The 25230-nt window shown below is 66.6% G+C and carries 23 protein-coding genes and 2 riboswitches; of the genes, 7 read left to right on the top strand and 16 right to left on the bottom strand.

Going from position 1 to position 25230, the window contains the following annotated elements; genetic code table 11:
* Nucleotides 1-6: 6 nt before the first annotated feature.
* The 3 genes from J2805_RS15490 to J2805_RS15480 all read right to left on the bottom strand — a co-directional run bounded on the left by J2805_RS15490 (nucleotide 7) and on the right by J2805_RS15480 (nucleotide 3534).
* Complete coding sequence (locus tag J2805_RS15490) at nucleotides 7-1014, bottom strand: GNAT family N-acetyltransferase (protein ID WP_309977747.1); 1008 nt, start codon at nucleotides 1012-1014, stop codon at nucleotides 7-9.
* Between the two features lie 2 nt (nucleotides 1015-1016).
* The gene (locus tag J2805_RS15485; protein WP_309977745.1) at nucleotides 1017-2402 is read right to left on the bottom strand and encodes a glycine--tRNA ligase; all 1386 of its coding nucleotides are present in this window, start codon (nucleotides 2400-2402) and stop codon (nucleotides 1017-1019) included.
* 124 nt (nucleotides 2403-2526) lie between these two features.
* On the bottom strand, nucleotides 2527-3534 hold the full coding sequence (locus J2805_RS15480; RefSeq protein ID WP_309977743.1) for a DMT family transporter: 1008 nt from the start codon (nucleotides 3532-3534) through the stop codon (nucleotides 2527-2529).
* A gap of 33 nt (nucleotides 3535-3567) precedes the next feature.
* Here J2805_RS15480 and J2805_RS15475 point away from each other — a divergent pair, with 33 nt between their 5' ends.
* On the top strand, nucleotides 3568-3804 hold the full coding sequence (locus J2805_RS15475) for an RNA-binding S4 domain-containing protein (RefSeq protein ID WP_309977741.1): 237 nt from the start codon (nucleotides 3568-3570) through the stop codon (nucleotides 3802-3804).
* Between the two features lie 42 nt (nucleotides 3805-3846).
* On the opposite strand, the gene J2805_RS15470 is transcribed toward J2805_RS15475, so the two are convergent.
* Complete coding sequence (locus J2805_RS15470) at nucleotides 3847-4497, bottom strand: alpha/beta hydrolase (RefSeq protein WP_309977740.1); 651 nt, start codon at nucleotides 4495-4497, stop codon at nucleotides 3847-3849.
* A gap of 148 nt (nucleotides 4498-4645) precedes the next feature.
* Between J2805_RS15470 and J2805_RS15465 the strand changes: the two genes are divergently transcribed.
* The 3 genes from J2805_RS15465 to J2805_RS15455 all read left to right on the top strand — a co-directional run bounded on the left by J2805_RS15465 (nucleotide 4646) and on the right by J2805_RS15455 (nucleotide 7194).
* A complete protein-coding gene (locus J2805_RS15465; protein WP_309978029.1) occupies nucleotides 4646-5437 on the top strand; it encodes an SGNH/GDSL hydrolase family protein in 792 nt (263 codons plus the stop codon).
* A gap of 9 nt (nucleotides 5438-5446) precedes the next feature.
* Nucleotides 5447-6565, top strand: a complete 1119-nt coding sequence (locus tag J2805_RS15460) for a winged helix DNA-binding domain-containing protein (RefSeq protein ID WP_309977738.1) — start codon at nucleotides 5447-5449, stop codon at nucleotides 6563-6565.
* A 98-nt stretch (nucleotides 6566-6663) separates the two neighbouring features.
* Entirely contained in the window at nucleotides 6664-7194 is a 531-nt protein-coding gene (locus J2805_RS15455; protein WP_309978027.1) for a hypothetical protein, read from the top strand.
* A gap of 29 nt (nucleotides 7195-7223) precedes the next feature.
* On the opposite strand, the gene J2805_RS15450 is transcribed toward J2805_RS15455, so the two are convergent.
* From J2805_RS15450 to mmsB, 3 genes are all read right to left on the bottom strand, one after another.
* Nucleotides 7224-8711 carry an HNH endonuclease gene (locus tag J2805_RS15450; protein ID WP_396134376.1) on the bottom strand — a complete coding sequence of 496 codons (1488 nt, stop codon included), beginning with the start codon at nucleotides 8709-8711 and terminating at the stop codon, nucleotides 7224-7226.
* 148 nt (nucleotides 8712-8859) lie between these two features.
* Nucleotides 8860-10344, bottom strand: a complete 1485-nt coding sequence (locus J2805_RS15445) for a CoA-acylating methylmalonate-semialdehyde dehydrogenase (RefSeq protein WP_309977734.1) — start codon at nucleotides 10342-10344, stop codon at nucleotides 8860-8862.
* A 31-nt stretch (nucleotides 10345-10375) separates the two neighbouring features.
* Complete coding sequence (gene mmsB, locus J2805_RS15440) at nucleotides 10376-11278, bottom strand: 3-hydroxyisobutyrate dehydrogenase (RefSeq protein WP_309977732.1); 903 nt, start codon at nucleotides 11276-11278, stop codon at nucleotides 10376-10378.
* 162 nt (nucleotides 11279-11440) lie between these two features.
* Between mmsB and J2805_RS15435 the strand changes: the two genes are divergently transcribed.
* Nucleotides 11441-12346 carry a LysR family transcriptional regulator gene (locus J2805_RS15435; RefSeq protein ID WP_309977730.1) on the top strand — a complete coding sequence of 302 codons (906 nt, stop codon included), beginning with the start codon at nucleotides 11441-11443 and terminating at the stop codon, nucleotides 12344-12346.
* Nucleotides 12347-12365: 19 nt separating this feature from the next.
* Here the strand turns inward: J2805_RS15435 and J2805_RS15430 are convergent, their stop codons facing one another.
* The 4 genes from J2805_RS15430 to J2805_RS15415 form a co-directional block, all read right to left on the bottom strand.
* Nucleotides 12366-13484, bottom strand: coding sequence for a zinc-dependent alcohol dehydrogenase family protein (locus J2805_RS15430; protein WP_309977728.1), 1119 nt, complete (start codon nucleotides 13482-13484; stop codon nucleotides 12366-12368).
* Between the two features lie 6 nt (nucleotides 13485-13490).
* Nucleotides 13491-14873, bottom strand: a complete 1383-nt coding sequence (locus J2805_RS15425) for an MFS transporter (protein WP_309977725.1) — start codon at nucleotides 14871-14873, stop codon at nucleotides 13491-13493.
* Nucleotides 14874-15045: 172 nt separating this feature from the next.
* The gene (metX, locus tag J2805_RS15420) at nucleotides 15046-16179 is read right to left on the bottom strand and encodes a homoserine O-acetyltransferase MetX (protein ID WP_309977724.1); all 1134 of its coding nucleotides are present in this window, start codon (nucleotides 16177-16179) and stop codon (nucleotides 15046-15048) included.
* 12 nt (nucleotides 16180-16191) lie between these two features.
* Nucleotides 16192-16307: riboswitch (SAM riboswitch) on the bottom strand.
* 136 nt (nucleotides 16308-16443) lie between these two features.
* Nucleotides 16444-17760, bottom strand: a complete 1317-nt coding sequence (locus J2805_RS15415) for a bifunctional o-acetylhomoserine/o-acetylserine sulfhydrylase (RefSeq protein WP_309977722.1) — start codon at nucleotides 17758-17760, stop codon at nucleotides 16444-16446.
* A 61-nt stretch (nucleotides 17761-17821) separates the two neighbouring features.
* A riboswitch (SAM riboswitch) is annotated at nucleotides 17822-17937 on the bottom strand.
* A 159-nt stretch (nucleotides 17938-18096) separates the two neighbouring features.
* On the opposite strand from J2805_RS15415, the gene J2805_RS15410 reads away from it, so the two are divergent.
* Nucleotides 18097-18735, top strand: coding sequence for a VOC family protein (locus J2805_RS15410; protein ID WP_309977720.1), 639 nt, complete (start codon nucleotides 18097-18099; stop codon nucleotides 18733-18735).
* A gap of 122 nt (nucleotides 18736-18857) precedes the next feature.
* Here J2805_RS15410 and J2805_RS15405 read toward each other — a convergent pair whose 3' ends face one another.
* Nucleotides 18858-19625, bottom strand: a complete 768-nt coding sequence (locus tag J2805_RS15405) for a CPBP family intramembrane glutamic endopeptidase (RefSeq protein ID WP_309977719.1) — start codon at nucleotides 19623-19625, stop codon at nucleotides 18858-18860.
* 94 nt (nucleotides 19626-19719) lie between these two features.
* Here J2805_RS15405 and J2805_RS15400 point away from each other — a divergent pair, with 94 nt between their 5' ends.
* Nucleotides 19720-20400, top strand: a complete 681-nt coding sequence (locus J2805_RS15400; RefSeq protein ID WP_309977717.1) for a histidine phosphatase family protein — start codon at nucleotides 19720-19722, stop codon at nucleotides 20398-20400.
* Between the two features lie 18 nt (nucleotides 20401-20418).
* Here J2805_RS15400 and hutI read toward each other — a convergent pair whose 3' ends face one another.
* The 4 genes from hutI to tdh form a co-directional block, all read right to left on the bottom strand.
* Nucleotides 20419-21636 (bottom strand): imidazolonepropionase, encoded by a 1218-nt coding sequence (gene hutI, locus J2805_RS15395; RefSeq protein WP_309977714.1) that lies wholly within the window; start codon nucleotides 21634-21636, stop codon nucleotides 20419-20421.
* 11 nt (nucleotides 21637-21647) lie between these two features.
* Nucleotides 21648-22775 carry an NAD(P)/FAD-dependent oxidoreductase gene (locus J2805_RS15390; RefSeq protein WP_309977712.1) on the bottom strand — a complete coding sequence of 376 codons (1128 nt, stop codon included), beginning with the start codon at nucleotides 22773-22775 and terminating at the stop codon, nucleotides 21648-21650.
* A 40-nt stretch (nucleotides 22776-22815) separates the two neighbouring features.
* A complete protein-coding gene (locus J2805_RS15385) occupies nucleotides 22816-24024 on the bottom strand; it encodes a glycine C-acetyltransferase (protein ID WP_309977710.1) in 1209 nt (402 codons plus the stop codon).
* An 83-nt stretch (nucleotides 24025-24107) separates the two neighbouring features.
* Entirely contained in the window at nucleotides 24108-25154 is a 1047-nt protein-coding gene (gene tdh / locus J2805_RS15380) for an L-threonine 3-dehydrogenase (protein ID WP_309977708.1), read from the bottom strand.
* Nucleotides 25155-25230 lie beyond the last annotated feature (76 nt).

The following is a 25230-nucleotide window of genomic DNA, read 5'->3' as shown; positions in this document are numbered from 1 at the left end:
TAGTGGCTAGGCGGGGTCGGCAACCACCAGGGTTTCGGCACCCCGGAGGCGGGCCTTGCCGCTCTCCAGCAAAGGCTCGACGACGGCGCGCAGCGCCGACATGGAATCGTCCAGTTCCAGCACTACGGGGTGCTGGAACGCGATGAGCGCCAGGAGGTCGCGGACGGCGGCGCGGGCTTCGTCGTCGGACAGTTTCGGCTCATGGCCGACGAACACGTCCGTGGGCTGGCCTGCTGCGCCCCCCTCGCCGGCCGGTGCGGTCTCCCCGCCCGGGGCAAGCTCCGCGTAGCTGATGGCGAACGCCTCGATCCGGCCCTTCCTGCTGGCCGGGACGCCCTGGCCGAACGCGCTGGCCTTCGGGGCCCGCAGCACGATCGCGCCGTGCGCCCCACTGAGCTCGTCGAGGAACAGCCGCTGCACCGTGCCGATGCTCAGCTCGCCCGGGCTGTCCCAGCCGTGCACGGCCGTGTAGTACCGGCCCACGACGTCACTGAGCTCCACCGAGCCGGTGGCAAGATCCTCGATCTGTTCCGAGGCCGCGGCCTCTGACCCGTCGCCGAAAACCGGAAGCTTGAGCGCCGCCGGCTCCACGACGACGAGGCGTGACCGCTGGATCGGAGCCAGGCCGGCAGCTTCGGCGAAGGCGGCTGCGGGCGTGCCCGGTTCCACTTTGGTGCGCAGCTTGGAAACGCCCGACGGCGCCTGGCCGGCTTCGTGCCGGAGCATGGTCAGCAGGGTGGAACCAACGCCGGCGCGGCGGTGGTCCCGTGCCACCTCGATGTAGGCCCAGAGCCGTTCGGGGTGCAGCGAGGCTTCGTGCACCACTGCCGCGGCGACCGGGATGGCCACGCCGTCAACGACGTCCTCGGCCACGATGCAGCGGCGCCACGGTGCGTTGCCGGAGGGTGCCAGCGTGCCGCGGAACTGCCGTGCCTGCTCAGTCTCCGGGCCTCCCCACAGCTCCAGCAGCGCCAGGTCGTCGCCTTCGCGCCATTCGCGGTATTCGATGGCCATGCTCAGGCGCCGATCAGCCGCGCGGCCAGGTAGCCCTCCACCTTGTCCAGGGAGACGCGTTCCTGGCTCATGGTGTCGCGTTCGCGGATGGTGACGGCCTGGTCCTCGAGGGTGTCGAAGTCCACGGTGATGCAGAACGGCGTGCCGATCTCGTCCTGGCGGCGGTACCGGCGGCCGATCGCGCCGGCGTCGTCGAAGTCGATGTTCCAGTTCTTCCGCAGCTGCGTGCCCAGGGCCTTGGCCTTCGGGGACAGGTCCTCGTTGCGGCTAAGCGGCAGCACGGCGGCCTTGACGGGAGCCAGGCGCGGGTCCAGCTTCAGCACGGTGCGCACGTCCACGCCGCCCTTGGCGTTGGGGGCCTCGTCCTCGGTGTACGCATCGATCAGGAACGCCATGAAGGACCGGGTCAGGCCGGCGGCGGGCTCAATCACGTACGGGGTGTAGCGCTCGTTGGTGGCCTGGTTGAAGTAGCTCAGGTCCTGGCCGGAGGCTTTGGAGTGCGTGGAAAGGTCGAAGTCCGTGCGGTTGGCAATGCCTTCCAGCTCGCCCCACTCGGAGCCCTGGAAGCCGAAGCGGTACTCGATGTCCGTGGTGCCCTTGGAGTAGTGGCTCAGTTTCTCCAGCGGGTGTTCGAAGAAGCGCAGGTTTTCAGCCTTGAGGCCCAGGCCCGTGTACCAGTCCATGCGCTCCTTCATCCAGTACTGGTGCCACTGCTCGTCCGTGCCCGGCTCGACGAAGAATTCCATCTCCATCTGCTCAAACTCACGGGTGCGGAAGATGAAGTTTCCGGGCGTGATCTCGTTGCGGAAGGACTTGCCGATCTGGCCGATGCCGAACGGCGGCTTCTTCCGCGAGGTGGTGAGCACGTTGTTGAAGTTCACGAAGATGCCCTGCGCGGTTTCCGGGCGCAGGTAGTGCATGCCTTCCTCGTTGGCCACCGGGCCGAGGAAGGTCTTGAGCAGGCCGGAGAATTCCTGCGGCTCGGTCCATTCGCCGCGGGTGCCGCAGTTGGCGCAAGCGATGTCCTTCAGGCCGTTTTCGGCCGGACGGCCCTTCTTTTCCTCGTACTCTTCTTCGAGGTGGTCGGCGCGGTAGCGCTTGTGGCAGGAGAGGCACTCCACCAGGGGATCCGAGAAAACCTCCACGTGGCCGGAGGCTTCCCAGACCTGGCGGGGAAGGATCACCGAGGAATCAAGGCCCACCACGTCCTCGCGGCCGCGGACTACCGACTGCCACCACTGGCGCTTGATGTTTTCCTTCAGCTCGGCACCGAGGGGCCCGTAGTCCCAGGCAGAACGGGAGCCACCATAGATTTCACCGGCCTGGAAAACAAAGCCCCTCCTCTTGGAGAGGGAGATGACCTGGTCGAGAACGGATTTTGCTGCCATGGGGAACTCCAATTTCTACAGGGCCGCTGGGTGCGGTCCGCGCGGTTTCTAGGCCCCAGTACCCGGCTGGTTGGCGGGCGGGGCGTAACGAAGGAAAGATGTGCAGGAAGCTGCGTGTCCTAGCCTACCGGCCCGGCTGCCGCTTGAGGGCGCCGCGCGGCCACGGCAGGGTGGCCAGGACGATCGCACCGAGGGTCAGGAGGGTGCCGAGGACGGTGGGCAGGGCGACCACCGTACCGGGAGCGGGAAAGGCCAGGTCCAGGCCCAGCGAGCCCAGCAATTGGCCCGCAATCATGCCCAGCCCGGTGACCAGCACGCCCAGGCTCCGGACCAGCAGTGCGCCCAGGCCGATAAACGCGCACCCCATGGGACCGCCAAGGTAGTACCACCCTTCAGCGGGCAGGGGGCTGCCTGCCCCGGCGACAGCCAGCTTGATCAGCCACACAAGCCACAGCACGGTGGCGCCGGAGATGAAGTTCACCAGGGTTGCTGCGATGGGTGTGCCGTAATGCACTGTGGCCGTGCCGTTCATGGCCTGCTGGAAGCTCATCAGGAAGCCCGCGATGACGGGCAGGATCACCGGCAGCAGCAGCTGGGCCGGATCCGCGCCGCCTCCCGCGGGCCCGCCGGAAGCGCCGGCGCCGCCGAACCGCGGGGACACCGCCCAGGCGACGGCGGCGATGGTCAGTACGGTGCCCAGGACGCGGATTCCGGTGACGGACTTCTTGCCGGCGGGGCCGATCCCGAGCCGGTCCACCAGCAGCCCGCTCAGCGTCTGCCCGGTGACCGTTGCCACGGTGAAAAGCGCCACACCGAGCAGGCCGACAGTGAAGGACTGGGCAAAAACGAAGAAGGCGCCGATGCCGCCGGCGATGACGTAGACGGGCGGAAACCGCCGTTCCCGGAGGGCAGGGAGGATCTGGGCCAGGCCACGGCGTCCCCTCGGCAGGATGAGCGAAACCACGATCATCACCACCAGTCCCGTGGTGAAGCTCACCACGGCGGCGGCGATGCCGTCGTTCAAGCGGGCCCCGAGGGCCCCGTTGATCCGGCCCTGGACGGGAATGGCGAGTCCGGCGGCTACAGCCAGCGGCAGTCCTGCAATGAGTGGGAGACGGGGTGCGTGGGTCACTGGATTCACCTTACGTCAGGCATCATTGCTTGTATGAGCAACCCGGAAATCGAAGAGATCCCCATCCGCGACGACATGATCCGCCTGGGCCAGCTCCTGAAGCTGGCCAGCCTCGTTGAGGACGGCGTCGAGGCTGCGGAGCTGATCAGGAACGGGCTGGTCAAGGTCAACGGCGAAATCGACGACCGCCGCGGCCGGCAGCTCCACCATGGTGACACCGTCACCGTGAACGGCAGGACTGTACGGATTTTGACACCCGCAGGTTCCTAGGCTGTTCCTGAACTGACCCCGGCCCGCGGCGCGGGTCCGGGCCTACTTCTTCAGCACCTCGTGGGTGAGGAACTCCGAAACGTGGCCGATTTCCTGCTGGTTGATCCCGTGCCACATTCCCGTGTAGAGGACTTTCGTCAGTTTCACGTGTTCCCGGACCCAGCCCATGGTGTATTCGATCTTGTCCTGGGTGATGACGGGGTCCTGCTGGTCACGGCCCCAGAACAGCGGAACGCTGCCGTCCAGTTCGTCGTCCCGGAAACTCGGGTCATTTCCGGCATTCACCACAAATCCGGAAAGCCCGACGACGGCGGCGAAGTCCGCGGGGCGCTGCCTCAGCAGCGTGGTGGCCATCGCCATGCCCATGGAGAACCCGAGCAGCGTGACGGAGGGGTGGTCACCCTTGACGCCGTCGAGCCATTCCAGCACAAAGCCGGAGGCACTCTTGACCGCGTCCAGGGAATAGTCCGCGGAGTCCGTTAGCGGGAACCAGGTGAAGCCCGGACCCATGGCGATGGGGGCGCGCACGGAGGCCACGGCGAAATCGCCGGGCAGCAGGTCAGTCAGGCTGAGCAGATCCTGTTCGTTCGCACCGTAACCGTGCAACAGGACCAGCAGGGGCTTTCCCGAGCGCGCTTCGTCAGGAGTGGACCACAGGACAACAGGGGCAGTGGAAACGTCGGCTTCAGTCATGGGTCCATTCTTGCAGTTACCCCCGGGTAACAACCTACGGTGGCGTAGCTTTGGACTAACGAGGCAGGATGGACACGTGAGCGAAACTGAAGCCATTCCCAACCCGCAGGACACTGTTGATGCCCATCCTTGGGGCCGCTACGTAGCCATGGGCGATTCCTTCACCGAAGGCATCGGGGATCCGGAGCCCGGAAGCCCCGGCGGGCACCGTGGCTGGGCCGACCGGGTGGCCGAGGAACTGAGCCGCGGCCACGCTGATTTCGCTTACGCCAACCTGGCCGTGCGCGGACGGCTCCTGGAGCAGATCGTGGATCAGCAGCTCGCACCGTGCCTGGCCCTCAAACCCGATCTGGTGACGCTGTCCGCAGGCGGCAACGACCTCATCCGGCCCGGCGGTGACCCCGATGCGCTGGCGGAAAAGCTGGATTCAGTGGTGCATATCCTCACCCTCGGCGGTGCCACCGTTGTGCTGTTCAACGGCCCGGACACCGGTTCCTCCGTCCTCGGCAGGCTCCGCAGCAAGATCGCAATCTACAACGAGAATCTCCGCACCGTTGCTGCACGGCACGACGCCGTCATCGCCGACATGTGGTCGCTGCGCCAGCTCAGCGATCCGCAGATGTGGGACCAGGACCGCCTGCACTTCTCGCCGCTGGGCCACCACACCATCGCGGCCATGGTGCTGGATTCCCTCAACATCCGGCACACCCTGGAGCCGCTCTCCCCCAAGCCGCTACCCCAGCGGAGCTGGCGCGAGGCGCGCTCCGGCGACCTGGTGTGGGCACGCGAGTACTTCGTTCCGTGGGTTGTCCGCAGGCTGCGCCACCAGTCCTCCGGGGACGGCGTCACGGCCAAGCGGCCCACGCCCGGTCCTGTTTTCGGTCCCGGGATGCCGCTGGGTTCGGGCGAGGTCCCGGGACTAGAGCCCGGGCGGAGATAGGGCGCGCGCGTGGACGGCGACGACGTCGTCAGGCTCAGGCTGCGACGGCAGCAGCTGCGACCGCCCCACGCGTCCTCGCCGGAAGCCGCGGTGAAGAACCTCCTGGCTGTGCAGTCCCAGGAATTCCCCTATGCCCGCTGGTCCCTGGCGCAGCGCACGGCGGGAACGTCCGCGGCCGCCGTCGAACAGGCAGTGGCTGACGGCGTGATCCTCAGGACGCACATCCTGCGGCCCACCTGGCACTTTGTGCACCGTGACGATCTCCGTTGGCTGCTTGCGCTGTCCGCCCCGCGGCTGCATCAGGGAAACCGGGGCATATACCGGCAGACCGGCATCGATGCCGCGACGGCGGCCCGGAGCGCCCGCGTCCTGGCCGCTGCCGTGGCCGACGGCGCCCACAAAACCCGGGAGGAGTTGGCAGCGGAACTGCAGCGCAACGGTTTTGCGGGAAAGGGCCTGGAGCTGGCGTACCTGATCATGCACGCCGAGATCAGCGGGGTCCTGACCAGCGGGACGCCCGTCCGCAGCAAAGGCGGGGCGCTCCGGCAGACCTACGCCCTGTTCGATGAACGTGTGCCTGCGGCGCCCGGCCCCGCCGACCGCCCCGCGGCTCTGGCGGAACTAGTCCGGCGCTACTTTCAAAGCCGCGGACCGGCCACCGCCAAGGACTGCGCCGACTGGTCCGGCCTCACCCTCACGGATGTCCGGCTGGGGCTGGCACTGACGCTGGAAAGCGACGCCGATGCGCTGGAGACCGCGGTGCTGGACGGTATGGAGGTCTATTTCAGTCCGGTTGGGTCCTATTCGGGCGAGGTGCCTGACGAACAGCCCCGGATCGACCTGATCCAGTGCTACGACGAATACGTCATGGGCTATTCCCGCACGAGGCATTTCCTGGGCGGCACCGCTCCCGCAATGCCGGAGCGGGACACTCCCATGCACGTGGTGCTGCGGGATGGCCGCATGATCGGTTCCTGGCGGCACGTCTTAACGGGCGGAAGCTGCGAACTGGATGTCCGCGTCGGACCGGACCCAGGCAGGAGCGGCAATGGCGAAACCAACCGGGCCATCGATGCGGCCGTTGAGGCCTATGGAAAGTTCCTGGAATTGCCGGTAGGCCGGAGATAGGCCGTGTGGAGTGGAGATGCGGGTACGGAAAAGGCCCGGCTTGGTTGCGGGGGTTAAACTGAAGTGACACTTCTGAGAGGCCCTCCACCGTGAGCAACATGTTCTTCTGGATTATCATCCTGTCGTTCCTGATTCCCTTCGCCATGCGTATGTACCGGAAGCGCGTCCAGGGGCGGAACCAGAACCAGAACTTCAACGGACAGTATCCTGGCCAGTTCCCGGGTCAGTTCCCCGGGCAGCAGCCGGGCCGGCCAAACAACCAGCCGCGCGACGGCTACACCCAGCAGGACTACTTTGGCGGCGGCTTCCGGCAACTCGGCGGGGGGCAGCAACCCCCGCTGGACCAGCCCTACCAAAACCCGGGATATCCCGGTCAAGGCAACCAGAATTACGGCTACCCGGCCCCTGGCGGCCCCGGTCAGGTGCCCTATGAAGACAGCCCCGAATACCCGGCCAACCAGTCGCGCCAGGAACCGCAGCAGCCGTCCGCCCCGGCAACTCCCCCGCCGCCGTCGGCCCCCCAGGGTTTCCGCGCGCGGAAACTGGCCGAGCTCGACCAGCAGTACAGCAACGGCGAGATCGCCATGGAGGAATACATGGCCCGGCGCGACGAAATCATGAAGGGTTAGCCGCCTAGCCGCCTGCTTCCACTTTCTCCTCAGGCGGCCAGCGGGTTATTGAGGACAGAAGCATTGAGGCGTGCCCGTTTCCGGACTTTGGCGCGACGGAGCAATTCGCGTTTCCGGCGACGGCTGGCGGTCGGCATCAGTTCCTTGCTCCGAAGGGGCGTCCCCGGCAACGGGGGCGCCGTGGACTGGTAGGTGTGCCCGGTCGGAGTGTGGATCTGCAGGGTGTGCCGGGGTCCGGGGCACGGTTCGGCGCTCCAGCCGGGTGATTCCTTGGTGTGGTTGCAGGCTTCGCAGAGTCCGCTGCCATTGCTGTGGCTGGTAGGCCCGCCGAAGTGCCACGCGACGATGTGGTCGTGGTGGCGGATCGGCGCATCGCAGTAGGGTCTGCGGCAGATGTCATCCCGGGCCTGGATGAAACGGCGCAGCCCGGCCTGGAAGAGCCGCGCTTGGGAATCCATCGCTACCAGCTCACCGGTCCCCGGAGCTGTGTAGAGCCGTCGGAGCCACGTATTGAAGGCAAGGGGCATGGATACGCCTGCGACTGACCCTGCGGACCCGGACGTGATCACTTCCCTTGCCCAGCCGCCCGGAACCACCCCGTACCCGGGCAGGCGCGCCGGCTCGCTGTCCCCTTGGAAGAGCGTGCGGTCGGTCATCACGAGCTGGATTTCGATGCCGCTGATCCCGCCCGGGGTTCCCGTGATCCGCTCCACCAGGCCGTCAGCCATGATCTGCCCGCGGGAGCGGCTGTCTCCGGCTGAGCGCAAGGCGTCAGCCTGCCGCGTGAGCACGGCGTGGACAGCGACTCCGGCGGTAACCGGGAGCAAGGCGGTCAGATAGGTCATGGTGTCCGGTGCGGGGCGCAGGCTCACGTGGCGGTCGGCCACGGCGTTCCGGGCACGGTTGACGACGGAGCGTGGATCCAGCCGGTAGGCCGCTGCCCGAGCCGCGGCAACGATGGTCCGGTCGCCGGCACCAGCCAGCGTCCCGGTATCCACAGCCAGTTCCTCATCAACCGCGCACCGGTCCGCCGCGGACAGGCATGCCGTTTCGCGCACCAGCAGCGTGGCCCGCCACTCATTCAGCTGCCCGGTCTCCAAGGCAGCCAGCGTGTTCGGCATCTCCGTCACCAAGGCCTTGGCCAAGCCCAGCAACCGGCTTCCCCTGGCCGGGGATTCGCGACGGGCGAGGGCGATCTGTGCTCCGATGCCCGCCCCGAGCTGGTCCGCGGGCATCCCGGCGTCGGACTGCTGCCGGCGCTGCAGATGGTCAAAGGCGACGGACAGCCGGGCCTGTCGGGCAGCCAAGGCAGACTTCCTGTCTTCCAATGCCCGGATCTCATCAATCAGCCGGGCACCATCGTCCGCAGAGGTACCGCCCGCAGAAATACCGCTGACCCGGACTTCATCGACCAGAGCCACGGCTGTATCTTGCGCTGCCCGATCCTGCCGGCACGCGCAAGCGCAAGCGCACTCCACTGCTGCCAGAGCCTCCTCGGACCCCCAATTGCCCTCCATAATCCAAGTGTCCCCGCGACCTATGACATTAATGGCCAGGACATTGCTGGCGGGTAACGGAATCAGCCCGCACACCCGCTGCTTTTAGCAGCGGGTGCACGGGCCACTTCGTTCAGGGTTCTCGCCGGCCAAGCCGGCCGCCTGATGCCTAGTCCACCTGCGGGAAGCCGAGGTCGATCACGGACGTGGAGGGATCCGGCCAGCGCGTGGTCACCACTTTGCCGCGGGTGTAGAAGCGGATGCTGTCGGGTCCGTACATGTGGGTGTCGCCGAACAGCGAGTTCTTCCACCCTCCGAAGGAGAACGTCCCCACCGGCACAGGGATGGGCACATTGACGCCCACCATGCCGGCCTCGACGTCGAACTCGAACTGGCGGGCGGCCCCGCCGTCTCGCGTGAAGATGGCCACGCCGTTGCCGAACTCATTCTCGTTCACCAGCCTGACGGCGTCGCTGTAGCTGTCCGCGCGGACCACCGACAGCACGGGACCGAAGATCTCGTCGTCGTATACCTTCATGCCCGGCTTCACATGGTCCACCAGGCTGACCCCGATGAAGAAGCCGTCCGAGTCGAAGGCCTGCTCGCGACCGTCCACCACAACCGTAGCGCCCTCGTCCGCTGCCCCGGCCACGTAGGACGCCACCCGGTCCCGGTGTTCCTTGGTGATGAGGGGACCCATCTGCGAGGCCGGATCCGTACCGGGACCGATCTTGAGGTCCGCCGTCCGGGTGGAAATGGCCTTTACCAGGTCATCTGCGATGTTGCCCACCGCCACGAGCACGGAGACAGCCATGCACCGTTCTCCCGCGGAGCCGTACGCCGCTGAGACGGCGGCGTCCGCGGCCATGTTCAGGTCAGCGTCCGGCAGCACCACCATGTGGTTCTTGGCACCGCCCAGCGCCTGGACGCGCTTGCCGTGATCGGCGGCACGCTTGTAGATGGACTGCGCGATAGGGGTGGATCCTACGAAACTGATGGCCTTCACGGCCGGGTGTTCCAGCAGGACGTCCACCGCCTCCTTGTCGCCGTGGACCACATTCAGGACTCCCGGCGGCAGGCCTGCCTCGGCGAAGACTTCCGCGATGAAAACGGCCGACGACGGGTCCTTCTCGCTGGGCTTCAGGAGCACGGTGTTGCCGCAGGCCAGCGCACTGCCGATCATCCACAGCGGCACCATCGCGGGAAAATTGAAGGGAGTGATGCAGGCGACCACGCCCACGGGCTGGCGCACGGAGTGCACGTCAACGCCGCTGGATACCTGCTCCGACCGTTCGCCCTTGAGCATGTGGGAAAGCCCGGTGGCGAACTCGATGTTTTCCAGGCCGCGGGAGATTTCGCCCTCGGCGTCGGACAGTACTTTGCCGTGTTCACTGGTCAGGATGGCGGCCAGTTCGGATTTGCGCTGCGTCAGGATTTCGCGGACGCGGAAGAAGATGTTGGTGCGCTTGGCCAGGCTGGTGGCCCGCCAGCCGGGCAGGGCGGCCTGGGCGGCGACGATGGCTTCCTCCACGCGGGCGGCCGAGGCCAGTGCCACCTCCTTCTCCTGGGTGCCGGTGGCCGGGTTGAAGACGGGGCCGAAGCGGTCGGCGTCGCTGATCAGGGCGCCGTTGATGAAGTGCGGAATGCGTTCCATGGGAAGTCCTTTTTCGTAATGCGGGTAGAAGCTAGTTGGAGGTCTCGAGCGTGCCGTCGACAAGTTTGATGATCATCGAGCAGTCCTTGCCGGACTGGCCCGAATCGATGAGCCGCTGGAAGAGCGTTTGCACGTGCTCGCCGATCTCCAGCGGGGTGCCCGTATCGCGGGCAGCGCTGATGGCGAGGCCGATGTCCTTATTGGCGAGTTCGGTGGTGAAGGTGGGGGCGAAGTCGTTGTTGGAGGCGGCGGTGGGAACCACTCCGCCCACCGGATACCAGGTCCGCAGCGCCCAGCTGTCTCCCGAGGACACCGAGGCGATGTCCCAGAAGACCTGCTTGTCCAGGCCCAGCCGCTCGGCGAGCACCGCTCCCTCGGCGGTGGAGGCAAGGTTGATGAAGAGCATCAGGTTGTTGCAGATCTTCGCTGCCTGCCCGGTGGTGGCGCCGCCGGTGGGGATGATGTTGGCGGCCATGGGACGGATGTATTCGGTGGCATCGGCCACGGCGCCCGCCTCGCCGCCGATCATGAAGGTGAGCGTTCCGGCCTTAGCACCGCTCATGCCACCCGAAACCGGGGCGTCCACGAACCGGAAGCCGGCGGCAGCGGCGACGTCGTGCAGCGCCTGGGCGGAGGCGATATCGATGGTGGACGAATCCACCAGGAGGGTGCGGGTATCTGCATGGGCAAGGACACCGTCCTCGCCCAGGTACACCGCACGGGCGTGTTCGCCCTTGGGCAGCATCGTGAACACGACGTCGGCCCCGTCCACCGCCTCGGCAATGCTCGCCGCGGGCTTCACCCCGCCGGCTTCGGCAGCTGCCACCGCCTCGGGATTGAGGTCGAATCCGCGGACGTCATGCCCGGCTTTTGCCAGGTTTCCTGACATGGACCCACCCATGTTCCCAAGACCGACCCAAGCGATTACTGCCATGGCGAAAGCTCCTTTGCTTCGTGTGCCGGCCGCTGCGGCCGGAAGTTCCCTGTCCACCATCACACCCTGCTACAGTGCAATCAAGGGGAAAAACTACAGACACCATGTGCATTGATGCACACTCGTGCCAAGCTGCACCTGAATCTGAAAGCGCCTTTGAAAATGGATTTAAACCGGCTGCCGAGTCCGGACGACCTGCTGATCCTGCTGACCGTAGCTCGGCTGGGACGTTTCAATGCTGTGGCAGAAACGCTGGGCACCACCCACACCACCATTTCCCGCCGGATCCTGGCTCTGGACAAGCAGCTGGGCGGACGGACGCTGGAGCGCAGCCCCCACGGCTGGGAACTGACCGAACTGGGCAGCCAGGCCGTTGCCGCCGCCGAGGCGATCGAGGCGACGCTGGGGTCGCTGTCCGGAGCCATCACCAACGGCGACGCTTCGCTCTCCGGCATGGTCCGGATCAGCACGTCCGACGGATTCGGTGCGGAATTTGTCGCGCCGGCACTGGTCCGGCTGCAGCAGCACAATCCCCTGCTGAACGTCGAGATGCTCAGCGCCACGCGCAAAGTCAGCCAGAACCGGTCCGGTGTGGACCTGGAAGTGGTGGTGGGCCGGATGGAAGTCACCAACGCGCAGCCCATCTTCCTCAGCAACTATTTCCTCCGGCTCTACGCCAGCCCGCAGTATGTCCGGTCCCGCGGCCTGCCGGCTACCCTGGACGACGTCCGGGACCACGGCTTTGTTTCCTACGTTGAGTCGGCGCTGCAGGTAACCGAACTCGGGCACCGGTCCTCGCAGCTGCCCGCCCCCAAATCCAGTTTCCAGGCCACCAGCGTGTTCGCCCAGGTGGAGGCCGTCCGCTGCGGCGCAGGCATCGGCCTGCTGCCGAACTTCATGGTGGCGGACAACCCGGAATTCGTGCCGGTGCTGCCCGAGCTGTTCCAGCGCCAGCTCCCCATCTGGGCGGTGGCGCGTCCGGAGTCGCTGCGGTCGGCGTCCGTCCGGGCCGTGGTGGAGGCGCTCAAGGCGGAAGTTTCAGGCCGCCAGGAAATCCTGGCGGCCTGACAGCTGGCGTGGACTGCTCCTACGCCTGGAACAGCCGGCGCACCACTTCGCCGGCAGCCAGCGCATCGAGGCCTTCGTTGATCTCCGCCAGCGGCCTGGTGTCCGTGTGCAGCAGCTCCACGGGGAGCCGCCCGGCGCGCCAGTGGTCCAGGTACAGCGGAATGTCCCGCTCGGGCACGGCATCCCCCATGTAGGATCCGAGCAGCCGCTTCCCGGCACCGGCGAATTGCAGGGCCCCCACCGTCAGTTCCGCGGTGGGTTTCGGCAGCCCGACGGAGACGACGGCGCCGCCTCGCGTGACGAGGTCCAGGCACGAGGCGATCACCCCCGCGGATCCGACGGCCTCGACGGCGACGTCCACGCCGTCGCCGGTCGCCTCGGCGACCAGCCGGGCGGCGTCGTCGGGAGTTCCCACTGCCGTGGCGCCGCAGTCCCGGGCCAGCCGGTGCTTGCCTTCGTTGGGGTCGATGGCGATGACAGCTGCGGCGCCGGCCAGGGACGCCGCCATCACGGCGGACAGGCCGACGGCGCCGAGGCCGAAGACGGCCACCGACTGGCCGGCGGTGACCTCCGCCGTGTTCAGCACGGCGCCCATTCCGGTGAGCACCGCGCAGCCGAACATGGCCGCGACGGTGTCCGGGACGTCGTCGCCGATCACGACGACCGATTCCCGGGCCACCACTGCGTAGTCGGCAAACGCCGACACCCCGAGGTGGTGGTTGATTCGTTCCCCCGCCGGGGTCCGCAGCAGCGCTTCACCGTGCAGGAGGTCGCCCGAGCCGTTGACCTCCGCGGCGCGGTGGCACAGGGCCGGGCGGCCCGCCCGGCAGGCCCTGCAGTTTCCGCAGCTGGGGACGAAGACCAGTACCACGTGGTCACCCTCGGAGACGTCGTCGACGCCTTCGCCCACAGCCACCACCCGTCCCACGGCCTCGTGGCCCAGGGCCATCGGCAGCGGCCTCACGCGGGAGCCGTCCACCACCGAAAGATCCGAGTGGCACAGGCTGGAGTAGGTGATGGCGACGCCGAGCTCGCCCCGCCGCGGTTCGGGCCGGTCCAGTTCCTGGATCAGCAGCGGACGGGCTTCGGTGTAGCCGGTTCCGGCGGGAACCGTGGAGTAGAGGACTGCTGCTCGCATGTGCGGCTACTTCTTAGCTGCGGCCAACAGGTCCGCCGTGCCCTGGGCATCCGCGGCGTCGACGTCGTGCAGGGAGATGCCGCGCGTCTCCTTGAGGAAGTACACGGAAACCGCCGTCACGATGCAGGCGCCCAGCAGGTACAGCGCCACCGGAGTGGAGGACTTGAAGTTGCTCAGCAGGGCGGTGGCGATGATCGGTGCCAGCGAACCGGCCACGATCGAGGTGACCTGGTAGCCCAGGGACACGCCCGAATACCGCATCCGGGTGGGGAACATCTCGGCCATGATGGACGGCTGGCCGGCGTACATCAGCGCGTGGAACAGGAGGCCGATGGTGATGGCGGCGAGGATGACGAGATCGTTCGCGGTATCCATCATGGGGAAGGCGAAGAAGCCCCAGGTTCCGCCGAGGATCGCACCGGCCATGTACACCGGGCGGCGGCCGAAGGCGTCCGACATCTTGCCCACCAGCGGCACGGCGCAGAAGTGGATGAAGTGTGCCACGAGCAGGAGCAGCAGGATCCTGGACGTGTCTGTCTGGACCACGACCTTCAGGTAGGTGATGGAGAACGTGACCACGAGGTAGTAGAGGATGTTTTCCGCGAACCGCAGGCCCATTGCGGTGAAGACACCCCGCGGGTAGCGGCGGAAGACTTCGGCCACGCCGTAGCCCTTCTTTTCCACGGTGACTTCCTTGCGGGCCTCGAGGAAGATGGGGGCATCCTGGACTTTGGTGCGGATGTAGTAGCCGACGATCACGATGACGGCGGACAGCCAGAAGGCCACACGCCAGCCCCAGCCGAGGAAGTCGGCGGAGGAAAGCGTCGAGGAAAGCGTGAACAGCACGCCGGTAGCCAGCAGGTTGCCCATGGGTACGGCTGACTGCGGCCAGCTGGACCAGAACCCGCGCGACTTGCTGGGGCTGTGTTCGGCAACGAGCAGCACGGCGCCGCCCCATTCACCGCCGACGGCGAAGCCCTGCACGAAGCGCAGGAACACCAGCAGGGCCGGAGCCCAGTACCCGATCTGCGCAAACGTGGGGAGGCAGCCCATCGCGAAGGTGGAGACGCCCACCAGGATGATGCTCAGCTGCAGCAGCTGCTTGCGGCCGAACTTGTCACCGAAGTGGCCAAAGACGATGCCGCCGATGGGGCGGGCCACGAAGCCCACCGCGTACGTGACGAAGGCGGCAATGATCCCATCCAGTTCCGTACCCGAGTTGGGAAAGAACATCTTGCCGAAAACCAGGGTGGCCGCCGAGGCGTAGAGGAAGAACTCGTACCATTCGACAACGGTGCCGGCCATCGAGGCCGTCACCACTTTCCTCAGCCCGGAGGCCTTGACGTCAGTCTCGTCCGTGCGCCTTGCGGCAGAGTTTTGTGTGCTCATTTTGTGAACTCCTTCGGCGTCTCCGTCGACACCATGTGGACCATTCCAATAGCGGACGCGTGTGATATGCACCACGAAGCGCCGGTCTCCTAGAGTATGGACTCACATTGCCGCAGGCTCAACGCCATTTTCTGCAGGAGTGCTCTGCAAAAATGCACATTGAGCAGGCGGTTCAGCCGAAGAAGTTCTGCCGAAGCTGCGAGCTGAGCTGGCCGATCTCGGTGAGGAATCCGTCGTGGCCAATGGGTGCCTCGATCACGTGCACGGGCACGTCACCTGGCAGCGCAGCGGCGAGTTCGTGGGACTGCGCCGGGAAATACAGCCGGTCAGTATCGACGGCGGCCACGAAGAACTCGGCACTGGTCTGTGCCAGCGCTTCCTTGAGCGAACCGCGGCCCCGGCGGACGTCGTGGCTCATGAGCGCTTCCGTGATGGCGATGTAGCTGTTGGCATCGAAGCGCCGGACAAGCTTGGTGCCCTGGTGGTCCAGGTAGCTCTCCACCTGATAGCGGCCCCGATCCCCCAGTGAGACTGCCTGGAGCGGCGCTTCGCCGCCTTGGGCATTGCGGCCGAACCGGGTGGCGAACTCGTCCGCGGAGCGGTATGTGATGTGTGCAATCCTGCGGGCAAGGGCCAGTCCGGCTTCCGGCTCGGGGCCGCCGTAGTAGTCGCCGCCGTTAAAGTTTACGTCCTGGCGGATGGCGAGGGTCTGGGCCTGGGCGAAGGCGATCTGCTCGGCCGTGCTGCTGGCGCCAATCGAAAACACGCCGCAGCGCTGCACGCGCTCCGGGTAGCTTACGGCCCACTCCAGGGCGCGGGCTCCGCCCATCGATCCGCCCAATACCGCGTACCAGCTCCCGATGCCCAGTGCGTCCGCCAGCCGTGCCTCGGCCGCCGTCGTGTCCCGGAGGGTGACCAGGGGGAAACGGGAGCCCCAGGGCTTTCCGTCCGGGGCCGGAGTGGACGGGCCGGTGGAGCCGTAACAGCCGCCCACGATGTTGATGGAGACCACGAAGTACTTGTCGGTATCAACCGGCGCGCCGGGGCCGGCGAGCTGTTCCCACCAGCCTTCCTCGTCGGTGGCTCCCCTCGTCACGTGGGTGCTGCCGGTCAGGGCGTGCTGCACCAGGACGGCGTTGGAGCCGTCCGCGTTCAGCGTTCCCCACGTTTCGTAGGCGAGCGTGACGTCGGGCAGGTGACCGCCGGCTTCGAGGTCAAGGCCGCCGATGGTCAGGAACTTCACGGTTCCGTCGGGGACAGCACTTTTTGTTTCGGGTACACCGCTGCGGGTGACGGCAATCGTCATCTGAGGACCTCTTCTTCGCGCTTGCCTGCCGCCAACTGGCCGGCAGGCCAGGTCTTCACCCGGGGCACCCCGCCGCGGAAGGAGGGTTGCCGGCCAGCAAGCCGGGGCTGTCGCTGGCACTCATGACCTGTAGTGAGTCTACGAAATGCGTCCCGGCAATGGCGAAGATTGTGACACCAATATGACTCCCGGCGTCGAGGCGCCGGGAGTCATACAGGTTCGGCACTGCGGCGGCAGCACCGCCCGGGCAGCTGCCGCCGATCCTCAGTCGCCCTTGGCAGCGCGGAATCCGGCGTCGAGGTCAGCGATGATGTCGTCGATGTGTTCCAGCCCCACCGAGAGCCGGACCAGCCCGGGTGTCACGCCCGCGACTGCCTGCTGTTCGGCTGTCAGCTGGCTGTGCGTGGTCGACGCCGGGTGGATGACCAGGGAGCGTACGTCGCCGATGTTCGCCACGTGGGAGTGGAGTTCCAGGGCGTCAACGAACCGCTTGCCGGCCTCGGCCCCGCCGGCGATGTTGAACGACACGATGGCGCCGGTGCCCTTGGGCCCGTACTTGCGGCCGCGCTCGTACCAGGGGCTGGACGGCAGCCCCGCGTACGCAACGGATTCGACGTCGGACCGGGCTTCGAGCCATTCGGCGACGCTCACCGCGTTGGCAACGTGCCGCTCAACGCGGAGGCTGAGGGTTTCCAGGCCCTGGGCGATGAGGAAGGCGTTGAACGGGGAAACGGCCGAACCCAGGTCACGCAGCAGCTGGACCCGGGCCTTGAGGATGTAGGAGAGGTTGGCTCCCAGAGCACCCTCCGCCCCAAGGTCCCGCGCGTATACGAGTCCGTTGTAGGTGGGGTCCGGAGTGTTGAAACCCGGGAACTTCTCCGGATCCCTGCCGAAGTCGAAGTTGCCCGAGTCCACGATTACCCCCGCAATGGCAGAGCCATGGCCGCCAAGGTACTTCGTTGCCGAATGGACCACGACGTCCGCTCCCCACTCCAGTGGCCGGATGAGATACGGCGTGGAGAGCGTGTTGTCTACGATCAGCGGGACGCCGGCCTCGTGGGCGATGCGGGAAACACCCTCGATGTCCAGGACGTCCTGGCGGGGGTTGGACACCACCTCGGCAAAGAAGAGCTTGGTGTTGGGCCGGACGGCATCCTTCCACTGCTGCAGGTTGTCCGGATCCTCCACGAACGTCACGGAGATGCCGAACTTCTTCAGGCTGTGGGCCAGCAGGTTGTATGTGCCGCCGTACAGGCTGGGGCTGGCCACCACATGGTCGCCGGCTTCGGCGACGTTGAGGATGGCGAATGTTTCGGCAGCCTGTCCCGAGCTGAGCAGGAGCGCCGCCAGGCCGCCTTCGAGGCTTGCCACACGCTGTTCCACCGCGTCCTGGGTGGGGTTGCCGATCCGCGTGTAGATGGGCGCAAGCTCGGCCAGCGCAAAGCGGTTGGCAGCGCTCTCGGCGCTCGGGAAGACGAACGACGTCGTCTGGTAGATGGGCAGTGCCCTGGCGCCGGTGGCACTGTCCGGCTCCTGGCCGGCGTGGATCTGGCGGGTTTCGAACGACCATGCGTTGGACATCGGGAAGCTCCTTCTTGGGAGGGCACCTAGCCGGAGGCAGGACATGCCGGGGGCAGGACTGGTGCCGCGCTTGCCGCCCGGCGGTTGCCGGAGGGCCAGGTCTTCACCCGGGGCACCCCACCGCGGAACGAGGGTTGCCGGCCAGCAAGCCGGGGCTCAATGCTGGCGCTCATGACCTGGACTCAGTGTAGGAAGGGGACGTCGCGCGTGAACAGCATTATGACGAAGGACGTCAACAGTGTAATTTCGTGGCCTCAGGCCGGTCGCCAAGGACATCCCATCATGGTTAGGGGAACCTTAGCTGAGAGCTCCATCACAAAGTGCCAAGATGATGGCATGCGCATGGATCACGTCTCTTACGCCTGTGAACAGGATGGCTTGGCAGCCACCACCGAACGTATTTCGTCCGCCCTCGGCGTCGAAGCCGTGAAGGGCGGGGTGCACCCCCGTTTCGGCACCCGCAACATGATAATCCCGCTTGCGGGGCACAAATACCTGGAGGTCGTGGAGGTCCTTGACCACCCGGCATCCGACAAGGCTCCATTCGGGCAGGCCGTCAGGGCCCGCTCGGCAGCGGGCGGCGGCTGGATGGGCTGGTGCGTCGAAGTGGACGACCTGGCACCGTTCGAAGAACGCCTCGGCCGCTCCGCTGTCAACGGCAACCGGAAGTTCCCGGACGGCCGCGAACTCGTCTGGAAGCAGATTGGCATCCTGGGCCTCATCGCGGACCCGCAGGTGCCTTACATGCTCAAATGGGAAGGCGATCCGGACCTTCACCCGTCCAACGCCTACGCAAGCAACGTCAAGATGTCCAGCCTCACCATTGCCGGTTCCGCGGAACGGGTCACGGAGTGGCTGGGCGAACCGGTGGAAAGGCCGCTGGAGGACGTTGCAGTGAACTGGGTCGCCCCGCACGGGACGCCGGGAATCCTTTCCGTCACGTTCGAAACCGCCTCCGGGGCAGTAATCATCTGATCCTGATCCACCAAGTGGTCCGGCACGGGCCACGGGCAGCGAGCTGCCCCTGAACTTCGGCCGCTATCAGCGGGTGCCAACGACGTCACCCACCGATAGCGGCCGAATCCTTTTAACGCACGCTAGCCCAGCCCGATGGCCTTGCCGAAGAGGCTGAAGCCGACGAAGGCCACAATGTCCAGCAGCGCGTGGGCGATTACCAGCGGCATGACGCGGCGGGTCTTCGTATAGATCCAGGCAAAGACCACACCCATCACGGCGTTGCCGATGAACGGGCCGAAGCCCTGGTAGAGGTGGTAGCTGCCCCGAAGCATGGAGCTGGCGAAGATGGCCAGCGGCATGCTCCACCCGAATTTGCCGAGCCGGTCCAGCAAGTACCCCACCACGATGACTTCCTCGACAATCCCGTGCCGTACGGCGGAGAGGATCAGCACGGGGATGGTCCACCAGTAGGCGTCCAGTGCGCTGGGAATGATGGCGGTGGTGATGCCCAGCGCCCTGCCGGCGGCGTAGAGCCCCAGGGACGGAATCCCGATCAGAGCGGCGAGGCCCAGCCCCTGCAGCAGGTCCTTGCCGGGGCGTGCGAAGTTGAAACCCAGTTTACGGAAGGCGGAGGCACCCGGCTCCCCCGCCGGCCGGTGCTCGGTGAGGAAGTAGATCACCAGCATCACCGGCACCAGCGCAAACACGATGTCCAGCAGCTGGTACGTCAGGTCGAAGTATTCGCGGCTGCTTTGCGAACGGTTCAGCGTGGAGGTGCCCTCCGCCAGCGGTGCACGCGTCAGCTTGTCCAGCAGCTGCACCACGGAATACACGGCGGACTGCCCCAGTGACAGACCCAGGACAATCCAGACTTCAATCCGCAGACGACGGCGGGAGGGAACCAGCATGTTCCTATCTTGCCTTTCCTTTCTGGTTCTTTCCTGTCCGCGGCAGGCCGACCCTCCGGGGACGCTCCCCTGCCCGGGCCTATGCTTGGAATTTATGAGCGCGCCCGGAAAAATCATCATGATCCGGCATGGCCAGTCCGCCGCCAATGCCGACACCTCCATCTACAACCGCGTACCCGATTACCGGATACCGCTGACGGAGCTCGGGGTGGAACAGGCGACGGCCGCCGGTGACCGGATCCGGCGGGAACTGGACGGGCGGCAGGTGTGCGTTTACGTCTCGCCGTACCTCCGCGCGTACCAGACCCTCGAAGCGCTCAACCTGGGATCCCTCGTGGAGCGGGTCATCGAAGAGCCCCGGCTCCGCGAACAGGACTGGGCGAACTTCCAGATCGCCGGGGAGATCGAGGACCAGAAGGAACTCCGGAACGCCTACGGCCACTTCTTCTACCGGTTCCGCGAGGGCGAATCCGGCTCGGATGTCTACGACCGGATCTCCTCCTTTATGGAGACCCTGCACCGGCACTGGTCCAGGCCGGACTACGCCCCCAACGCGCTGTTCGTGACGCACGGGCTCACCATGCGGCTGTTCTGCATGCGCTGGTTCCACTGGTCCGTGGAATATTTCGAGTCGCTCAACAACCCGGACAACGCCGAAGTGCGGACCCTGGTGCGCACCGGCGAGGGCAAGTACGAGCTGGACAAGCCGTTCAGCCAGTGGGTGGACCGCCGTGTGGACGAAACAGTCCTGGACGCCCCGCCCATGGTCTTCTAGCCCGGACGGCTGCAGCGGTCAGCGGGCGCGGATGCCCGCGCGCCAGACGGCGTGGGTCAGCGGGATGCCCGGCCGGTACGCCAGGTGCGTGGCGGAGGGGGCATTCAGCAGGTGCAGGTCCGCGCGGTGGCCGACGGCGACCGAACCCACCGCCCGTTCCCCGTCGACGTCGTTCCCCACTTCGCGCCGCAGCGCAAGCGCGCCGCCATACGTCGCGGCCCGGACGGCCTCGTGGACGCTGAGCCGCATCTGCAGCACGGCGGTGGTGACGCAGAACGCCATTGAGCTGGTGTACGAGGTGCCGGGGTTGCAGTTGGAGGCCAGGGCTATCGGCACCCCGGCGTCGAGCAGTTCGCGGCCCGGCGCCAGCGGCTGGCGCGTGGAGAGGTCGCAGGCCGGCAGGCACGTCGCCACGGTTCCGCGTCCGCCTGACGGGCCGCTGCCGGACAGCTGCCACCCGGCCCAGCTGGAGGCCAGGGCATCGACGTCGGCGGCGGACAGATAATTGACGTGGTCCACGCTGGCGGCGCCGAACTCCACGGCCAGCTGCACGCCGGGGCCTTCACCGAGCTGGTTCCCGTGGACGCGAAGGCCCAGGCCGGCGTCCTTGCAGGCCTGCAGCACGCGGCGCGACTGCTCCTCGTTGAAGGCCCCCTGCTCGCAGAACACGTCCGCCCAGCCGACATAGGGCCGGACCGCCGTCAGCATGGGTCCGCAGACCAGATCGGTGTAGTCGTCGGCATCGGCGCCGGCGGGAACCAGGTGGGCGCCGAGGTAGGTCACTTCGTCAGCCACCGTCGAGGCGATGCGGGCGCTGCGCGTCTCGTTCTCCAAATCCAGGCCATAGCCGGTCTTGGTTTCGAGGTAGGTGGTGCCCTGCGAGACGGCCTCGGCCACGCGGCCCAAGGCAAGCCGCGTGAGGTCGAAATCGCTGGTGCCCCGGGTGGCTCCCGTGGTCACGGCAATGCCGCCGGCGCTGTAGCTCTCCCCCGCCATCCGGGCTTCGAACTCCGCGGTCCGGTCGCCGGCGAAGATCAGGTGCGTGTGCGAGTCCACCCAGCCCGGCAGCAGGGCACGGCCGCCGGCGTCCACGGCGTCGTCGGCTGCCGGTGCGGCGGCGGCGGGCCCGATCCAGGAGATGCGTTCGCCCTCGATCACCACGGCGGCATCTTTGAGGACGCGGTGCTCCGCGTCCTGGGTCATCAGTTCGGCAATGTTGGTGATGAGGGTGCTCATAAGTCCATTCTTCAGTGCCGGATGGACCAGCGGGTCGCGGCCAGCGCCGCCGCTGTCCGGGATGCCGGACTTGACCCTGCGTCCTGGTCCCAGGCCCATTGACCAACGGACGGACCGCCCAGAATCAGCTCCGCAGCCAGTTCCGCAATGCCGGACGAAGTCTGGAAACCGTAACCGCCCTGCCCGGCGAGCCAGAAGAATCCGGTGGCTTCGGCGTCGAACCCCACCACCGGGACGCCGTCGGCGGCTTCCGTGCGGAGGCCGGTCCACGCCGACTTCACACTCCTGATGCCCATGGTGGTCACCGCGTTGAGCCGCGCCACCAGGGCCTCAACGTCGCCCGGGTAGGGCTTCGCGTCCTCCGGGCCGCTCGGTACGGATTCCGACGGCGAAATCAGGACGTCATTCCCTTCCTTGCGGAAGTAGAACGACTCGTCGGCGGCCGCCACCATGGGGCAGGAGTCGGGGAGGGAACGTTCGACGTCGACAATCGCCGCCGTGCGGCGGTACGGCTGCAGGCCGAGCTTCTCCACGCCGCTGATGACGGCAAGCTCATCGGCCCAAGCCCCGGCCGCGTTGACCACGATGCCAGCCTGGAACGCCTCCTGGCCGGCCCCGAGCTCCCATCCGGATCCCAGCCGCTGGGCGGAATGGACCTTGGCGCCGGTGATGATGTCCACCCCGCCGGCCTCGGCGCGATGCCGGTGGTCCTCCAGCAGCACGGGGGCATTGCAGGCGAACGAACCGGTGTCCAGGCCGGCCGCGGTGAAGAATCCGGGATCAAGCACCGGGCACAGCTCCAGGGCCTCCGCATGGGAGATCCGGTGCATGTGCCCGCTGGCTTCCTCGCGAACGGTGTCCTCGTCCCCGATCAGCATGAAGCTGCGCGGCGAGAGGACCTGTTCCGGCAGCTCCGCGTCACGCGCCGCGATCAGCCCAAGGGTGCGGAGGGTCAGCTCCTGCACCACCACCGGGCCGTAGCTGGGGATCAGTTGCCGGGCCGAACGGGCGGAGGTGTGGTAGGCCAGGGACTGCTCGGCCTCAACGAGTGCCACACTGCATTTCCCGGCCAGGGCGGAGGCGAGGGACAGCCCGGCAATGCCGCCGCCCACAATCACCACATCGTAATTTGCTGACATGCCTACATCCTTGCATCCGTCAGGACGTCACGTCAGTACCTTAGGACCCCACCGCGTTGCGGCTGTCGACAAACGCCCGCACGCACGCTTCGACGTCATCCGCACTGTGCGCCGCGGAAAGCTGGACCCGGATCCGTGCGGCACCCTTGGGGACCACGGGGTAGCTGAACGCGGTCACGAACACTCCGTGATGGAGCATCCGGTCGGCCACCTTGGCGGCCATCACGGCGTCGCCGAACATCACCGGCACAATGGCGTGCTCGCCGTCGAGAAGTTCAAAGCCTTCCGCAGCCATGCGGCTCCGGAACAGCTCGGCGTTGGCGAAGAGCTTGGACCGCAGCTCCGCGGAGTTCTCCACAAGGTCCAAAGCCTTCAGGGTTGCCGCGACGATGGCCGGGGCGAGCGAGTTGGAGAACAGGTAGGGCCGCGCCTTCTGGCGGAGCATGGCCACAACTTCGGCCCGGCCTGAGACGTAGCCGCCGGAGGCGCCGCCGAGCGCCTTGCCGAAGGTGCCCGTGTAGATGTCCACGCGGTGGCTGACGCCGGCATGCTCGGGGGTGCCCGCGCCGGTGGAGCCCATGAAGCCCACGGCGTGGGAGTCGTCCACCATCACCAGGGCATCGTACTTTTCGGCCAGGTTGCAGATCGCCTCGAGCGGGGCCAGGTAGCCGTCCATGGAGAAGACGCCGTCTGTCACGATGATGGTGCGGCGGGCCGGCTTCTCCTGCGTCGTGGCCTCGATCAGTTTCGCTTCGAGGTCAGCCATGTCGCGGTTGGCGTAGCGGAACCGCTGGGCCTTGCAGAGCCGGATGCCGTCGATGATGGACGCGTGGTTCAGGGCATCGGAGATGATGGCGTCCTCGGGACCGAAAAGGGACTCGAACACGCCGCCGTTCGCATCGAAGCAGCTGGAAAACAGGATGGTGTCCTCCGTGCCCAGGAACTTCGAGACACGTGCTTCCAGGGCAAGATGCAGGTCCTGCGTGCCGCAGATGAAGCGAACGCTGGCCATGCCGAAGCCGCGCTCGTCCATGGCTGCCTTCGCCGCGGCAATGATGTCCGGGTGGTCCGCCAGGCCGAGGTAGTTGTTGGCGCAGAAGTTGAGCACGGTTGCGCCTGCCTTGCCGATCTGGCCGGCCGTGATGTGGCTGGCCTGCGGCGAGTCGATATGGCGTTCGGTCTTGAACAGGCCCGCGGTGCGGATCTCATCCAGCTCGTTCTGCAGCTGGTCCTTGATGGCTGAATACATGGGGTGCGCTCCTCAGCGGAAGTGGAAGTGTGGAAGTGGTGGCGGCGCAGCCGCCGGTCTCGGAAACGCCGCAGCGGCGAGGGCTAGAAGACAGTCCAGTCGAGGACCACTTTGCCGCCCGCGCCGGCGCGGGCAACCTCGAAGCCTTTCTCCCAGTCCGTGGCGGGCAGCGTGTCCGTCACCACCGCCGAGATGTTCGCGTGCAGCGCCGGGTTGGAGGACAGCATGGCACTCATCGCATACCAGGTCTCGAACATTTCGCGGCCGTAGATGCCCTTCATGGTCAGCATGTGCGTGACCACCTTGCCCCAGTCGATGTCGATGGACTGGCTCGGCAGGCCCAGCATGGCGATCCGGCCGCCGTGGTTCATGTTGTCGATCATCTCCGGCAGGGCGGTCGGGTGGCCGGACATTTCCATGCCGATGTCGAAGCCCTCGCGCATGCCCAGTTCCCGCTGGGCATCCCTGACGCGCATCTTCGACACGTCGATGGCGAGGTCCACGCCGAGCCGGCGGGCCAGCTCCAGCCGCGGTGCCGAGACGTCCGTAATGGCGATCTTCCGTGCACCGGCGTGGCGGGCCACGGCAATGGCCATCAGGCCGATGGGCCCGGCGCCTGTGATCAGCACGTCCTCGCCCACCAGGGGGAAGCTAAGGGCGGTGTGGACGGCGTTGCCGAACGGATCGAAGATGGCACCGAGTTCGGGAGTGACTGACGGATCCTGGTGCACCCAGACGTTGGTCTCGGGGATAACAACGTATTCGGCGAACGCACCGTCGCGCTGGACGCCGACGCTGACGGTGTGGATGCACATCTGTTTGCGTCCGGCGCGGCAGTTGCGGCAGATTCCGCACACGATGTGCCCCTCGCCGGAAACCCGGTCGCCCACTTTGACGTCCATGACGTCCTCGCCGGTTTCCACCACTTCACCGTAGAATTCGTGGCCGGCAATCAGGGGTGCCTGGATGATGCCCTGCGCCCACGCGTCCCAGGACTGAATGTGGAGGTCGGTGCCGCAGATTCCGGTGGTCATGACGCGGATCTTCACGTCGCCCGGGCCGGTTTCCGGCTCGGGTCGGTCCACCAGCTCAAATCCGGCGTGTGCGCCGGCCTTGTACAGAGCCTTCATTGGCTTCCTTACTCTCGGTGTTGCGGTGCTGATTCCCTTCATTAGAACCACAAAGAAGCATTAGCACAACCGAATT

Origin of the sequence: Arthrobacter oryzae (genome assembly GCF_031454875.1) — a bacterium.
Lineage (GTDB): Bacteria > Actinomycetota > Actinomycetes > Actinomycetales > Micrococcaceae > Arthrobacter > Arthrobacter oryzae_D.
This window is presented reverse-complemented; position numbering and strand designations above follow the sequence as displayed.

Coding starts and splice junctions, on each gene's coding strand:
- J2805_RS15490 (WP_309977747.1), bottom strand. CDS start 1,014: ATGGCCATCGAATACCGCGAATGGCGCGAAGGCGACGACCTGGCGCTG.
- J2805_RS15485 (WP_309977745.1), bottom strand. CDS start 2,402: ATGGCAGCAAAATCCGTTCTCGACCAGGTCATCTCCCTCTCCAAGAGG.
- J2805_RS15475 (WP_309977741.1), top strand. CDS start 3,568: ATGAGCAACCCGGAAATCGAAGAGATCCCCATCCGCGACGACATGATC.
- J2805_RS15470 (WP_309977740.1), bottom strand. CDS start 4,497: ATGACTGAAGCCGACGTTTCCACTGCCCCTGTTGTCCTGTGGTCCACT.
- J2805_RS15465 (WP_309978029.1), top strand. CDS start 4,646: ATGGGCGATTCCTTCACCGAAGGCATCGGGGATCCGGAGCCCGGAAGC.
- J2805_RS15455 (WP_309978027.1), top strand. CDS start 6,664: ATGTTCTTCTGGATTATCATCCTGTCGTTCCTGATTCCCTTCGCCATG.
- J2805_RS15450 (WP_396134376.1), bottom strand. CDS start 8,711: ATGGAGGGCAATTGGGGGTCCGAGGAGGCTCTGGCAGCAGTGGAGTGC.
- J2805_RS15445 (WP_309977734.1), bottom strand. CDS start 10,344: ATGGAACGCATTCCGCACTTCATCAACGGCGCCCTGATCAGCGACGCC.
- mmsB (WP_309977732.1), bottom strand. CDS start 11,278: ATGGCAGTAATCGCTTGGGTCGGTCTTGGGAACATGGGTGGGTCCATG.
- J2805_RS15435 (WP_309977730.1), top strand. CDS start 11,441: ATGGATTTAAACCGGCTGCCGAGTCCGGACGACCTGCTGATCCTGCTG.
- J2805_RS15430 (WP_309977728.1), bottom strand. CDS start 13,484: ATGCGAGCAGCAGTCCTCTACTCCACGGTTCCCGCCGGAACCGGCTAC.
- J2805_RS15425 (WP_309977725.1), bottom strand. CDS start 14,873: ATGAGCACACAAAACTCTGCCGCAAGGCGCACGGACGAGACTGACGTC.
- metX (WP_309977724.1), bottom strand. CDS start 16,179: ATGACGATTGCCGTCACCCGCAGCGGTGTACCCGAAACAAAAAGTGCT.
- J2805_RS15415 (WP_309977722.1), bottom strand. CDS start 17,760: ATGTCCAACGCATGGTCGTTCGAAACCCGCCAGATCCACGCCGGCCAG.
- J2805_RS15410 (WP_309977720.1), top strand. CDS start 18,097: ATGCGCATGGATCACGTCTCTTACGCCTGTGAACAGGATGGCTTGGCA.
- J2805_RS15405 (WP_309977719.1), bottom strand. CDS start 19,625: ATGCTGGTTCCCTCCCGCCGTCGTCTGCGGATTGAAGTCTGGATTGTC.
- J2805_RS15400 (WP_309977717.1), top strand. CDS start 19,720: ATGAGCGCGCCCGGAAAAATCATCATGATCCGGCATGGCCAGTCCGCC.
- hutI (WP_309977714.1), bottom strand. CDS start 21,636: ATGAGCACCCTCATCACCAACATTGCCGAACTGATGACCCAGGACGCG.
- J2805_RS15390 (WP_309977712.1), bottom strand. CDS start 22,775: ATGTCAGCAAATTACGATGTGGTGATTGTGGGCGGCGGCATTGCCGGG.
- J2805_RS15385 (WP_309977710.1), bottom strand. CDS start 24,024: ATGTATTCAGCCATCAAGGACCAGCTGCAGAACGAGCTGGATGAGATC.
- tdh (WP_309977708.1), bottom strand. CDS start 25,154: ATGAAGGCTCTGTACAAGGCCGGCGCACACGCCGGATTTGAGCTGGTG.